The sequence below is a fragment of the Nonomuraea harbinensis genome (assembly GCF_019396385.1).
In the GTDB taxonomy this organism is placed as follows: Bacteria; Actinomycetota; Actinomycetes; order Streptosporangiales; family Streptosporangiaceae; genus Nonomuraea; species Nonomuraea ferruginea.
Genome location: NZ_JAHKRN010000011.1, coordinates 112,159 through 124,983 on the forward strand (window position 1 = coordinate 112,159; position 12,825 = coordinate 124,983).

Sequence of the window (12,825 nt, forward strand, 5' to 3'; positions counted from 1 at the left end):
GGCTGTCCTGGCTGATGATCGCCTTCCCCTTGGTGGGGGCGACCATCCTGCTGGTGTTCAACCGCTACACCAACCGGTGGGGCCATCTGCTGGGCGTGGCCATGTCCCTCGCCTCGTTCGTCGTGGCGGTGCTGGCGTTCGTCGAACTGCTCGGGCTCCCCGAGGCGCAGCGCCGCCAGGCGGTGCACCTGTGGGAGTTCATCCCGGGCATGGTGGACATGGGGTTGCTCATCGACCCCCTGTCGATCGCTTTCGCGCTGCTGATCACCGGTGTCGGATCGCTGATCCACATCTACTCGATCGGCTACATGTCGCACGACCCCGACCGGCGCAGGTTCTTCGCCTACCTGAACCTGTTCGTCGCGGCCATGCTCCTGCTGGTGCTGGCCGACAACTATGTCGGCCTGTTCATCGGCTGGGAGGGCGTCGGCCTGGCGTCCTACCTGCTGATCGGGTTCTGGCAGTTCAAGCCGTCGGCCGCGGTCGCGGCCAAGAAGGCGTTCGTGGTCAACCGCGTGGGTGACTTCGGGCTGCTGGTCGGCATGTTCCTGATCTGGACCACGTTCGGCACGCTCGCCTTCGCCGAGCTGAAGCCCATCACGGCGGAGAACCCGACCACGCTGGCCATCGGCCTGCTCCTGCTGCTCGGCGCGTGCGGCAAGTCCGCCCAGCTCCCGCTGCAGTCGTGGCTCCTGGACGCGATGGAGGGCCCGACCCCGGTCTCGGCCCTCATCCACGCGGCGACCATGGTCACCGCCGGCGTCTACCTGGTGGTCCGCTCCGGCGCGTTCTTCTTCCCCGAGGGGTCGGGCGCGGCGCTCGCCGTCGCCGTCGTCGGCGCGGCCACGCTGCTGGCCGGTGCGATCATCGGGTGCGCGAAGGACGACATCAAGAAGGGCCTCGCCGGCTCCACGATGTCGCAGATCGGCTACATGATGCTGGGCGCGGGTCTCGGCCCGGTGGGCTACGCCTTCGCCATCGGCCACCTGATCACGCACGGCTTCTTCAAGGCCGACCTGTTCCTCGGCGCCGGCTCGGTCATGCACGGCATGAACGACGAGGTGAACATGCGCAAGTACGGCGGGCTCCGCACGTACATGCCGGTCACCTTCGCCACGTTCTTCATCGGCTACCTGGCGATCATCGGGTTCCCGCTGCTTTCCGGCTACTTCACCAAGGAAGGCATCATCGAGACCGCGGTGCACGCGCAGCCGATCCTCGGCTGGCTGGCCGTGGCCGGCGCCGGCATCACCGGCTTCTACATGTCGCGGATGGTCTTCATGACCTTCTTCGGCGAGAAGCGCTGGGAGAAGGACGCCCACCCGCACGAGTCGCCGACCGTCATGACGGTGCCGCTGATCGTTCTGTCGATCGGGTCGGTCTTCCTGGGCGGCTACCTGATCCTGAGCAACCGGCTCATGGACTGGCTGGCCCCCGCGGTCGGCGCTCCCGCTGCGAGGCCGGAGTTCCACTTCACCAGCACCACCGGCCTCGCCACGCTGGCGCTGGTCGCGGTCGGCGCGGCGTTCGCCTGGTACAAGTACGGGCGCGCCGAGGTGCCCGCCGTGCAGCCGCGCGGCTCGTTCCTCACCACGTTCGCCCGGCGCGACCTGTACGGTGACGCGATCAACGAGTCGCTGATCATGCGCCCCGGCCAGTGGCTGACCCGCCTCGCGGTGTTCTTCGACAACCGCGGCATCGACGGCGTGGTCAACGGGCTGGCCGCGGGAATCGGCGGCAGCTCCGGGCGCCTGCGCAGGCTCCAGACGGGCTTCGCCAGAACCTACGCGCTGTCCATCCTGTTCGGTGCCGCCATCCTGACCGGCGCCCTGCTCCTCGTAGGGAACATCTGATGTCGTCACTCTGGCTCCCGATACTCATGGCGGTGCCCGTCCTGGGCGCCATCGTGGTGGCCCTGCTCCCGAAGGGCAGCACCACCCTGGCCAAACAGGTCACGCTGCTGGTCTCCCTGGTGGTGCTGGCCCTGACGCTGGTGATGGCGTTCCAGTTCCCGAACGCCGCCGGTGAGCGCTTCAAGTTCGAGGCCACGTACGACTGGATCCCGAGCTTCGGGGTGCACTTCGGCGTCGGCGTCGACGGCATCGCGCTGGTGCTGATCGCGCTGTCGGCGGTGCTGGTGCCGATCGTGGTGCTGGCCTCCTGGCACGACGCCGACGGGGTCAAGGCCGCCGACGGCACCGTGGTGGCGCCCAAGCGCTCGGTGAAGACGTACTTCTCGCTGCTGCTCGTGCTCGAGGCGATGATGATCGGCGTCTTCGCGGCGACCGACGTCTTCCTGTTCTACGTCTTCTTCGAAGCCATGCTGATCCCGATGTACTTCATGATCGGGTCGTACGGCGGGGCCCAGCGGTCCTACGCGGCCGTCAAGTTCCTGCTGTACTCGCTCTTCGGCGGCCTGCTCATGCTGGTCGCGGTCATCGGGCTGTACGTGGTCGCGGGCCAGGGGACGTTCATGTTCCCCGAACTCGTCGGCGCCATCCAGGACCCGGCCACGCAGAAGTGGCTGTTCGCCGGGTTCTTCATCGCCTTCGCCATCAAGGCGCCGCTCTGGCCGGTGCACACCTGGCTGCCCGACGCCGCCGCCCAGGCGCCCGCCGGGGCCGCGGTGCTGCTGGTCGGCGTGCTCGACAAGGTGGGCACGTTCGGCATGCTCCGCTTCTGCCTGGAGCTGTTCCCGGACGCGGCCAAGGCGTTCACCACGCCGATCATCGTGCTCGCGGTCATCAGCATCATCTACGGCGCGATCGTGGCCATCGGGCAGACCGACATGAAGCGGCTCATCGCCTACACGTCGATCTCCCACTTCGGGTTCATCGTCATGGGCGTGTTCGCGATGTCCCAGGTCGCCCAGGCCGGGGCCGCGCTCTACATGGTCAACCACGGCTTCGCGACCGGGGCGCTGTTCCTGGCGGCAGGGTTCCTCATCGCCAGGCGCGGCTCGCCGCACATCGCCGACTACGGCGGCGTCCAGAAGGTCACGCCGGTGCTCGCCGGCTTCTTCCTGGTCGCCGGTCTGGCCGGGCTCTCCCTGCCGGGGCTGTCGTCGTTCGTCAGCGAGTTCATGGTGATGATCGGCACCTACTCCAGCGAGGCGTTCGGCTCCGGCGCGCTGGCCGCGGCGGCGATCGTCTCCGCGCTGGCCGTCATCCTGGCCGCCGTCTACATCCTGTGGATGGTGCAGCGGGCGCTGAACGGCCCCACCGCCGAGCCGGTCAAGGCGTTCAAGGACCTGAACGCCCGCGAGGTGTGGGTCCTGGCGCCGCTCGTCGCGCTGATCATCGGCTTCGGGTTCTTCCCCAAGCCGCTGCTGGACGTGATCAACCCGGCCGTGACCTCCACCCTGGTCAACGTCCAGGTGCACAACCCGGGCGTCGCTGAGAAGGGAGCCGGGCAGTGAACCCGACCATCGAGTTCCCGACGATCGAGTACGCCACGCTGGCGCCGCTGCTGTTGGTCTTCGGCGCGGCGATCCTCGGCGTGCTCGTGGAGGCGTTCGCGCCTCGCTACCTGCGCAAGTCGTTCCAGGTGCCGCTCACCCTGCTCTCCCTGATCGGCGCGTTCGCGCTGGTCATCGTGCAGGTCGTCAGGGGTGACCTGCCGACCGGGCCGGTCGCCATGGGCGCGCTCGCCATCGACGGGCCCACGCTGTTCATCTGGGGCGTCATCCTCGTCCTGTCCGCCGTCTGCGTGCTGCTGATCAACGACGAGGGCCACTTCGTCGCCTCGGCCGCGTCCGTGCCCGGCAGCGCCGACGAGGAGGGGGCCGAGCGGGCCGGCCACGAGCACACCGAGGTCTACCCGCTGGCGCTGTTCGCGGTGGGCGGCATGCTCATGTTCCCCGCCGCGAACGACCTGCTGACGATGTTCGTCGGCCTGGAAGTCATGTCCCTGCCGCTCTACCTGCTGTGCGGCCTGGCCCGCCGGCGCCGTCTGCTGTCGCAGGAGGCGTCGATGAAGTACTTCCTGCTCGGCGCGTTCTCCTCGGCGTTCTTCCTGTACGGCGCCGCCATGGTCTACGGCTACGCCGGCACCGTGTCCTTCGCCGGCATCAGCCAGGCGATGGCGCAGGGCGCGCTGCTCGACCCCCTGCTGCTGCTCGGGTTCTCGCTGCTCGGCGTCGGCCTGCTGTTCAAGATCGGTGCGGCTCCGTTCCAGGCGTGGAAGCCGGACGTCTACCAGGGCGCACCGACGCCGATCACCGCGCTCATGGCCTCCGGCACGCTCGTGGCGGCCGTCGGCGCCCTGCTGCGGGTGTTCTGGGTCGGCCTGGGCAACCTCGACTGGAACTGGCGTCCGGTGCTGTGGGTCGTCGCCGCGCTGACGATGATGGTCGGCGCCGTGATCGCCATCACGCAGACCGACATCAAGCGGATGCTCGCCTACTCCTCCATCGCGCACGCCGGCTTCCTGCTGGTGGGCGTGCTGGCGACGTACGACACCGGGGCGGGCAACGCCGTCTCGCTGCAGGCGATCCTGTTCTACCTGCTGGTGTACGGCGTCGCGACCGTGGGCGCGTTCGCCATCGTCACGCTCGTGCGCGACCCCGGCGGCGAGGCCAACCACCTGTCGCGCTGGGCGGGCCTGGGCAAGCGGGCGCCGATCCTGTCCGGGGTGTTCGCCTTCTTCCTGCTGGCCTTCGCCGGGATCCCGCTCACCAGCGGGTTCTTCGGCAAGTACGCGCTGTTCACGGCGGCCATCGGGAGCGGCCAGGAGGCCGGCGACTCGCTGGGAGCCTGGATGACCGGGCTGGTCGTGGTGGGCGTCATCGCCTCGGCGATCGCGGCGTTCTTCTACGTCCGCGTGATCGTGCTGATGTTCTTCAACGAGCCGGCGGCCGACGGCCCGGCCATCGCGGTGCCGAGTACGGGCACTGTGACCGTCATCACGCTCTCGCTGCTGGTTACCGTAGGAGTCGGGGTGTTCCCGGAGCCCGTGCTCCAGCTCGCCAACACGGCTGCTTCCAGCCTTTTCATTAGATAAGGGGAAACATATGTCCGCGCCTCCCGTTGTTGACCTTCCTATCGAAGACGAGCGGCTGGCGCAGGACGTGGCCAATGGTCTGGCCGCGGTCGAGAAGCTGCTGCGCTCGTCGGTGGAGAGCGAGGACGCCTTCGTCACGGAGGCGTCCAAGCACCTCATCGAGGCCGGCGGCAAGCGCTTCCGCACGTTGATGGTGCTGCTGGCCGCGCAGTTCGGCGACCCGTCGGCGCCGGGCGTGGTGCCCGGCGCCGTGGTCATCGAGCTGACCCACCTCGGCTCGCTCTACCACGACGACGTCATGGACGAGGCGCGGGTGCGCCGCGGCTCGCCGTCGGCCAACGCGCGGTGGGACAACACCGTGGCGATCCTGACCGGCGACTACCTGTTCGCCCAGGCCTCCGACCTGCTCGCCGACCTCGGGCCCGAGCTGATCAGGATCCAGGCGCAGACGTTCTCCCGCCTGGTGCGCGGGCAGATCCGCGAGACCGTCGGGGCCCGCGCGGGCGACGACGCGGTCGCCCACTACATCCAGGTGCTCGGCGACAAGACCGGCTCGCTCATCGCGGCGGCCGGCCGGTTCGGTGCGCTGCTGTCAGGCGCGCCGGCGGACGTCGAGGAGCGGCTCAGCCGGGCCTGCGAGGCCATCGGGGTGGCATGGCAGCTCGGCGACGACCTGCTGGACGTGGCCTCGTCCTCCCGGCAGTCGGGCAAAACGCCCGGCACCGACCTGCGCGAGGGCATCAGGACCCTGCCGGTGCTCTACGTGCTGGCCGACGACCCGTCGTCGCGGCTGGGGGAGTTGCTCTCCGGGCCGGTGGCGGAGGACGACCTGGACGAGGCGCTGACGCTGCTGCGGGCCCACCCGGCGATGGCGCGGGCCCGGGGCGACCTGGACGCCTGGGTGGACCGGGCTCGGGCCGACATCAGCGGCCTTCCCGACATCCCGGCCAAGGCCGCATTTTTGACGCTATGTGACTACGTGGTCGAGCGGTCTGGCTGACCTGCCGATGCGGGCGGCCCGCGCCGCCCGCAAGCTGTCGTACGTGAAGATGGCCAGCGCCAGCCAGACGATCGAGAACCCGATCCACCGGCTCGGCGGCATCGTCTCCTTCGCGATCAGCACCCCACACAGGAACTGCAGCACCGGCGCGATGTACTGCAGCAGCCCGATCGTGCTGAGCGGCACCCTGATGGCCGAGGCGGTGAAGCACAGCAGCGGCACCGCCGTGATCACCCCCGCGCCGACCATCAGCACCACGTGCCACGGCCCCAGGTCCACGAACGTCCCCTGCCCCGCGGCCTCCAGGAACCCGATGTACGCGACCGCGGGCACCAGCAGCAGCAGCGTCTCCACCGTCAGGCTCTCGGCCGCGCCCACGTTCGCCTGCTTCTTGATCAGCCCGTACAGACCGAACGAGAAGGCGAGCACCAGCGCCAGATACGGCAGCCTGCCGTAGTTCGTCGTCAGCACGATCACGGCCAGCGCGCCGAACCCCACCGCCGTCCACTGCAGCGGCCGCAGCCGCTCGCGCAGCAGCACCACCCCGAACAGCACGCTCACCAGCGGGTTGATGAAGTATCCGAGTGCGGCCTCCACCACGTGACCGGTGTTGACCGCGTAGATGTAGGTCCCCCAGTTGACCGTGATGATCAGCGCGGCCAGGGCCAGCAGGGCGAGCTTGCGCGGCTGCCGGACGATCTCCTTGATCCACGACCAGTATCTGCGCACGGCCAGCACCGCGACCACGGTGATCAGCGACCACACCATCCGGTGGGCCAGGATCTCGACGGCCCCGGCGGGCTTGAGCAGCGGCCAGTAGAGGGGGAACAGACCCCACATCGCATACGCGGCCACGCCATACAAGACACCGCGCCGTAGTTCAGGCATGAAACACATCTTCGGGCATGACTACCTTTGAGCACAAATGCGAGGATCTTCACGGAAATATGTAGTGATGGTTAACCGTTGCAGCCTCTGTACAGTGGACTGCGGAGGTGCATTCTGATGGGCTGGCTGTTCGGAACCAAGGCGACCATGGTCACTCCCGACGAGGCCCTGACGGGCCGCCCGGAGCCGATCCCCGTCCCGGCCCGCCACGCGGTCCTGGACGCCCCCCTCGCCCCGCCCTACCCCGACGGCTACGAGATCGCCGACTTCGGCCTCGGCTGCTTCTGGGGCGCCGAGCGCAAGTTCTGGCAGACCCCCGGCGTCTACACCACCGCCGCCGGCTACCAGGGCGGCTACACGCCCAACCCCACCTACGAAGAGGTCTGCTCCGGGCGCACCGGACACACCGAGGTCGTCCGGGTCGTCTACAACCCGGCCGAGATCTCGTACGAGCAACTGCTGAAGGTCTTCTGGGAGTCCCACGACCCCACGCAGGGCATGCGCCAGGGCAACGACGTCGGCACCCAGTACCGCTCGGCGATCTACTACCACGGGGCGTCACAGCAGGCGGCCGCGGAGGCTTCGCGGGACGCGTACGGGAAGGTGCTGGCTCAGGCGGGGTACGGGGGGATCACGACGGAGCTGGCCGAGGCCGGTCCGTTCTACTTCGCCGAGGATTATCACCAGCAGTATTTGTACAAAGTGCCCAATGGGTACTGCGGCATCGGCGGGACGGGTGTGGCGTGCCCGGTCGGCCTGACGACTGGTGAAGCGTAGAGCCGCGGCAGCACGGGGTTAGATTGCTCGGGTGAGGACCTACGAGAGTCTGCCAGCGGAGCTGGTCACCGAGCGGCTGCGGTTGCGGCGGTGGGTGCCGTCGGATGCCGAGGAGTACCGCGGGTTATGGCTTGAGCGGGATCCACGAGTGCCGCCGGTACGGCGGATCGACGCTGAGGGACGTCCGACGGTGGAGGACATCCGCGGCTGGCTCCTCGACAATCCGCTGGCGGCGGATCCGGGGCTCGGGTTGCTGCCTATCGAGCTGCGAGACACCGGTGAGTTCATCGGGTATTGCGGATTGACTGTCGGTCAGGGATCTTTCGACGAACCGGAGATCGCTTACGAGCTGGCACAGCGAGCTCACGGTCATGGTTACGCGACAGAAGCCGCTCGTGCGGTCATGGAAGCCGCGACTCGGACAGGACGTCGACGACTCTGGGCGACCGTGTGGGAGTGGAACGTACCCTCGTTCCGCGTACTCGAGAAGCTCGATTTCCACCGAAGCGACCGCATCACCAAGGACGCGGAACGCGGCAACACGATCTGGATGACGCGCGTACTCGACCCGGGGTAGAGGCGTGAGCACCGCCCGTGATCCATTCCTTCTCCACAGTGGGGATGGCTCGCGAGGACGTCGCCGCTCTTGATCTCCAAGAGGCCGTCGGCATGTGGGCCGAGTACCGGTCGAAGCCCGGCTGAGCAGCACATCATGACCTGAAGTGAAGCGCTACCCGTTCAAGGTGCCTGATGGCTATTGCGGGAGAGGTACGGGGTCGCCAGGCTGCTCCTGACGGGCGAGATCCTCAGGAGCGTGTTGAGGACCCAAGGACCGGTCAGTGCCCGTTCACCGCGGGGCCTGGTCGACGACCGAGATCCTCAGCAGTGCCGAGGAGGTCAGCACGCTCCCCACCGGCGCCTTGGCTTGGTCGGCGTCCACGACGACGCTCCGTACACCGAGGTACTGATAGGTCTTCCGGTCGAAGATGTACTCCTCCCGGATGCCGAGCCACGGGTTGACCCTCGCCGCGGCGACGCCCGTACGGCCTGCCGCGTCGACGGCCTTGCCGACGGTCGTGACGCCGGGGATGGCCGCTGCCGCACGGAACAGCGCGGCACGCTGTGCTGCCGGCATGTACGCCTCCGAGAGCATGTTCCCGACCCGGGCCCATGCCTCGGCATCGGCCTCGGCGCCGTGCGCAAGGCCGGTGTAGAGGTGTTGGTACATCTTCGCCGGCTCGATGGGCAGACGGCTCAGGTAGGCATAGTCCGTACGCAGGTACTCGACGCGGTGGTCGAAGTCGCTGAGCTTCTCCGGGCCGCTGCGGCCGAGGTTCTCCCACGCCTCGGGCGGAATCGGCCGGCCCGGGTAAGGGCTGGGCGCAAGCCCTTCGCTCTCGATGAATCCGCCCGTCGAGTCGCCTTCCACAGGTAGCCAGACTTTGCGCTTCGACCGGGCCAGGAAAGTGGAGTGGCCACCGACGGTGTCCATTGTCTGTGACTCGAAGACCAGGAACTGTCCGGGCTTCGGGTGCAGTTCCGGCGACATGTTCACACTCTCCGCGGCCTGGTTGAGAACCATCTCCACCTTCACCGGCATCGTGTGCAGAATCGGGGGAGCGTCCGGCTCTGAACCGACGGCGAACACCACGACCCCGGCTGACGCCGCGGCGGCAGCCAGTCCCGCCGCGAAGCTGAGCCTCAGGCGATGTTCGATGCGCGGGCGCATCCCGGCGCGTTCAAGGCGAACGGATGGCGGATCGACGATGGCGGCCAGCAGCCGCTCCTCCTGGGCCCGGAGGTCGGCCAGGTCGGGCCGTGGGATCTCCGAACGCATACGCTCGAGCTGAGTCATCTCATTCACAGACGGATTCCTCACTGAAAGTGGCCATGGGGTTGATCTCGCCGAGTTCTCGGCGAAGTCTCTTTCGAGCCCGGTTGATGCGTGACTGCACGGTTCCCAGAGGTACGCCCAAGGCTTCGGCGGTCTCCGCATAGCTGAGGCCGCCCCAGGCCACCAGCAGCAACGCGTCGCGGTGGCCCTTGGGCAGCGATGCCAGGGCTCCCGCCAGGATCCGACGAGAGGCCTCGGCGCTGAGCCGTTCGTCGCTGCGCTCGGCGAACGATGCCGTCACCGGGTCGACGCCGGTGCGTTCCAGGAGACGTAGCTGCCGCACCTCGGCCCGCAGGTGCCTTCGCATCAGGTTGGTCGCGATCCCGTACAGCCACGGCCGCGCGTTCTGGCGTGACAGGTCGTAGCCGTTCCGCTGCTGGAACGCCGTCAGGAAGGTTTCGGCCACCACGTCCTCGGTCGCGTCGTTCCCCAGCCTGCGGGTGACATAGCGCGTGATATCCGGGGCGTATCGGCGGAAGGCCTTGGCGAACGCCGCAATCTGTTCCCTCCTGATCCAAGCGGCCTGTCCCGCGCTCTTCCGCATGTGTCATCTCTGGGTTGTAGGCAGCATGGTCTTCAGATTGTGTTCTGACATAGACTGCGGGGGTGAGCACTAGTCATGCCGACGCAGTGACCTTCTCTGACCTGTCGAGAAATCCTCGAGCAGTCGCCGAACGTGCGGCCCGCCTTGGACGGGTACGTGTCACGCACCGAGATGCTCCGGACTTCTATCTGACTGCGGCAGATCGTGAAGAAGAGAGAGACCGGACGCTGGCCACCGCTTCTCGTCTGTTTCTCGCGTTGATCAAGCATGACCCCACCGCGCGTGCCCTGGTCATCGCCATGCCGGAGGTCTTCCCCTGGGTTCGCCACCTGTCTTCGGCCGAGTTGCGTGCCTTCACGCTGGAACTGGTCGAGGCACTCTCCGACGCGGCCGAGTTGGACGTCGACGCCACTACCCAAGAGGTCATCGCGGGCTGGCGGGCCACAGCCAGAATCAAAGCAGACCCGGCGCACTACTCGGAGGCTCGTAAGGCCACGAGCGGTGATTTCGGGCCGGTCCAGGTCTCCGCGTGAGCCGCTACCTATTCGGGGTGCCGAATGGGTACTGCGGCCTAGTCCCCGCCCGCTCGTATGATCATCTGTCGGCCTCCTGGTTCCACTTCTCCGAGGGTGTTCCGTTCTCGTACCGAAGTGATCAGTGCTCGGAACGCGTGTGGCAGGGTGTCAGGCTTGTGCCTTAAGGCTGTTTCAAGGCGTACGAGGAATGCGAGTAGCTCGGGGTCCGAAACAGAGAGGGCATGCTCTCTCAGTCGGTCCACATCGCGGAATACCTTGGCATCGTCGTCCAGAGGTTTTATGGTGACCAGGTTCCTGGCCATGGCCATGATGAGGTCGCCGACGGGCAGCGGCCGTCCCGTTGCTTCGACCTGCCTGGCCAGGCCGCCTGCCCACTGCAGGTTGGCCCATAGTCGTGCCACCAGTGCTTCCTCCAGCCACGCTCGCACCTGCTCCCGGACCGCGATCTGCTGACCGGTCAGCGTGCGCGTGGAAATGGTCAGCTCTACGATCGCGGCCAAGGCGGTGAGTGCGACGCCCAGAGTAAGTGAGCTGCTCAGATCGTCTGTGAAGACCTGGGTGGTGACCGCGGCCGTGCCACCCGCGCTGATGGCTCTCGCCGAACTCCTCCAGCGCTGGTGCCGCCGTCTGATCTCGCTGTCCGGGACGTAGCGGTGGATCTCGGCGGCCATCTCCCATCGGGCGGCGCCTGGAGATTCGCCTTCACGCGCTTCTATCAGCACGCCGTGTGCTTCGTTGAGAACCGCTTCCGCGAACAGCGCGCCACGTCCTTCTTGCTTCACATGGTATTGGGCGAAATCAAGTGCTCTCTGTCCCATGGGGCTTTCGGCGGCGTCTTCTATCCAGGCTTTCAGCCGGTCGTCGAACGTCAGACTGAGCCGGCCGCGATAATCTGGAAAGCGAACGCCCCACGTCACCTTTTCTCTGGCCCAGCGGCTCATGCGCCTGAACACGCCGGAACGGTCCTGGTCGATCGGAAATTCTGTGATGTCGAGTGCGTCGCAGAAGGCGGTGGCCGCTTGTCCCACCTTCTCTGAGAGGATGGTGTCGTCCTCGCTGAGCGCGCGGGAGACGGCCTGCCAGCGCAGGTATTTGAGCCAATTTCTCCTTTCTATCGTCTTTTTTCCGATCTGATACCAACGCACGCTTTTGCCGACGTAGCTGGCGACTGGGGGATGTGTCGACATGCCACTATGTTACAGAGAGGGTCTGTGGGTATGCTGCATCAGCTGTTATGTCCCAACTCGTACGGATTAATTCGATTGTTCAGCAATCGAAGAGAGGCCGCTCCGTGTGTCAGGGGCGTCTGGGAAGGTCGCTATTACTACAGGTCCCGTAGTCAAGTGATCGTCGCCGAAATGGCTCCTGCCGCGTTGCCTTCCCGGGCGACCCTCGTACCGAGGGAACCGCACCGTAACGGGGAGAACTGGGTGACCGGGCGGATCGGCCCGGAGACCACCTGGCGCAACCAGCCGGCCTGGAAGCGGAACCTCGGCACTGGGACCGTTACCGCCTGGGGAACTGAGCGACTTGCCGAAAGTGCCGCGCGTCAGAAAGGCACGAACGGTCGTCCCCAGGGACGACTTGAAGCGCCTGCGCCCCCTGGCCAGTGGGCATTCTGTCGGCAGGTGAGTAGATCAGTCGATCAGTCCCTCGGGTGGAATCCGACCTGGTCGGCGGAGAGGGTCGGATCTCGACGTTGAGGTCGAGCCCTGTGTGAGATTGGTGCGTTCCAAGGCCTGCAGGAGATCAGCGGCCAGCAGAGACGTTGCCAAAGCGACTGTCTCGGGCTCGCCGATTCCCTCTTCCGCGCGTCCGGCCATCGTTGAGCCGAGCGCGTCCGGTCCAGCCGCGAACAGTGCCGCCAGATGTTCGACGGCCTGCTCGGTGCGTCCATCACCGTGTTGTCAATGACAGCGGCTTCGAGGCCTCGAGCGCGGGGGGTGGCACGGCGATCATGTGGTGGGATGCGGGCTCCCCGCGTGTTCCTCGTACCTGCTCCCGCAAGGGCCTCGGGCACCATCAGATCCACCGGAATGCCCGCGGGGTTCAGCCACGCTCCGGGTTGTCCGCCGATGGGGTCACGGTAGAACCCCGCGCGGCCCATGGCTTCTTCCAGAAGCGGATCGTCCTCCAGGACTCTCGGGTCGAGTACGAGGTCGCTGTCCTTCGTCGTCTCGGCGAG

11 protein-coding genes are annotated in these 12,825 nt (G+C 67.0%); 7 read left to right on the forward strand and 4 right to left on the reverse strand.

Annotation, left to right across the window (positions count from 1 at the left end; all coding sequences use genetic code 11):
• The first annotated feature begins 14 nt into the window (after positions 1-14).
• The 4 genes from nuoL to KME79_RS14560 are packed head-to-tail and all read left to right on the forward strand — an operon-like array spanning position 15 to position 6,001.
• On the forward strand, positions 15-1,853 hold the full coding sequence (gene nuoL, locus KME79_RS14545) for an NADH-quinone oxidoreductase subunit L (RefSeq protein WP_219544932.1): 1,839 nt from the start codon (positions 15-17) through the stop codon (positions 1,851-1,853).
• Positions 1,853-3,418: an NADH-quinone oxidoreductase subunit M gene (locus KME79_RS14550; protein ID WP_148036381.1), complete on the forward strand. Its 1,566-nt coding sequence runs from the start codon at positions 1,853-1,855 to the stop codon at positions 3,416-3,418. Before nuoL ends, KME79_RS14550 begins: the two co-directional genes overlap by 1 nt.
• Positions 3,415-5,001, forward strand: coding sequence for an NADH-quinone oxidoreductase subunit NuoN (nuoN, locus tag KME79_RS14555; protein ID WP_219544854.1), 1,587 nt, complete (start codon positions 3,415-3,417; stop codon positions 4,999-5,001). Before KME79_RS14550 ends, nuoN begins: the two co-directional genes overlap by 4 nt.
• Before the next feature lie 10 nt (positions 5,002-5,011).
• Positions 5,012-6,001, forward strand: a complete 990-nt coding sequence (locus tag KME79_RS14560) for a polyprenyl synthetase family protein (RefSeq protein WP_148036383.1) — start codon at positions 5,012-5,014, stop codon at positions 5,999-6,001.
• Here KME79_RS14560 and rarD read toward each other — a convergent pair.
• Positions 5,969-6,856, reverse strand: coding sequence for an EamA family transporter RarD (rarD, locus tag KME79_RS14565; RefSeq protein ID WP_308248912.1), 888 nt, complete (start codon positions 6,854-6,856; stop codon positions 5,969-5,971). The two genes, KME79_RS14560 and rarD, sit on opposite strands and share 33 nt — an antisense overlap.
• Before the next feature lie 150 nt (positions 6,857-7,006).
• On the opposite strand from rarD, the gene msrA reads away from it, so the two are divergent.
• Both msrA and KME79_RS14575 read left to right on the forward strand, forming a co-directional pair.
• The gene (msrA, locus tag KME79_RS14570) at positions 7,007-7,666 is read left to right on the forward strand and encodes a peptide-methionine (S)-S-oxide reductase MsrA (protein WP_219544856.1); all 660 of its coding nucleotides are present in this window, start codon (positions 7,007-7,009) and stop codon (positions 7,664-7,666) included.
• Positions 7,667-7,697: 31 nt separating this feature from the next.
• Positions 7,698-8,243 (forward strand): GNAT family N-acetyltransferase, encoded by a 546-nt coding sequence (locus KME79_RS14575; protein ID WP_219544857.1) that lies wholly within the window; start codon positions 7,698-7,700, stop codon positions 8,241-8,243.
• Positions 8,244-8,513: 270 nt separating this feature from the next.
• Here the strand turns inward: KME79_RS14575 and KME79_RS14580 are convergent, their stop codons facing one another.
• Both KME79_RS14580 and KME79_RS14585 read right to left on the reverse strand, forming a co-directional pair.
• Positions 8,514-9,521: a CU044_5270 family protein gene (locus KME79_RS14580; RefSeq protein WP_219544858.1), complete on the reverse strand. Its 1,008-nt coding sequence runs from the start codon at positions 9,519-9,521 to the stop codon at positions 8,514-8,516.
• A 1-nt stretch (position 9,522) separates the two neighbouring features.
• On the reverse strand, positions 9,523-10,104 hold the full coding sequence (locus tag KME79_RS14585) for an RNA polymerase sigma factor (RefSeq protein ID WP_219544859.1): 582 nt from the start codon (positions 10,102-10,104) through the stop codon (positions 9,523-9,525).
• A gap of 62 nt (positions 10,105-10,166) precedes the next feature.
• Here KME79_RS14585 and KME79_RS14590 point away from each other — a divergent pair, with 62 nt between their 5' ends.
• The gene (locus KME79_RS14590; RefSeq protein ID WP_219544860.1) at positions 10,167-10,637 is read left to right on the forward strand and encodes a hypothetical protein; all 471 of its coding nucleotides are present in this window, start codon (positions 10,167-10,169) and stop codon (positions 10,635-10,637) included.
• Between the two features lie 38 nt (positions 10,638-10,675).
• Here KME79_RS14590 and KME79_RS14595 read toward each other — a convergent pair whose 3' ends face one another.
• Positions 10,676-11,827, reverse strand: coding sequence for a hypothetical protein (locus KME79_RS14595; RefSeq protein WP_219544861.1), 1,152 nt, complete (start codon positions 11,825-11,827; stop codon positions 10,676-10,678).
• Positions 11,828-12,825: the final 998 nt, after the last annotated feature.

What these genes read in the sequence shown, in the direction of transcription:
- nuoL (WP_219544932.1), top strand. Translation starts at nt 15, where the DNA reads ATGATCGCCTTCCCCTTGGTGGGGGCGACCATCCTGCTGGTGTTCAAC.
- KME79_RS14550 (WP_148036381.1), top strand. Translation starts at nt 1,853, where the DNA reads ATGTCGTCACTCTGGCTCCCGATACTCATGGCGGTGCCCGTCCTGGGC.
- KME79_RS14560 (WP_148036383.1), top strand. Translation starts at nt 5,012, where the DNA reads ATGTCCGCGCCTCCCGTTGTTGACCTTCCTATCGAAGACGAGCGGCTG.
- msrA (WP_219544856.1), top strand. Translation starts at nt 7,007, where the DNA reads ATGGGCTGGCTGTTCGGAACCAAGGCGACCATGGTCACTCCCGACGAG.
- KME79_RS14580 (WP_219544858.1), bottom strand. Translation starts at nt 9,521, where the DNA reads ATGACTCAGCTCGAGCGTATGCGTTCGGAGATCCCACGGCCCGACCTG.
- KME79_RS14585 (WP_219544859.1), bottom strand. Translation starts at nt 10,104, where the DNA reads ATGCGGAAGAGCGCGGGACAGGCCGCTTGGATCAGGAGGGAACAGATT.
- KME79_RS14595 (WP_219544861.1), bottom strand. Translation starts at nt 11,827, where the DNA reads ATGTCGACACATCCCCCAGTCGCCAGCTACGTCGGCAAAAGCGTGCGT.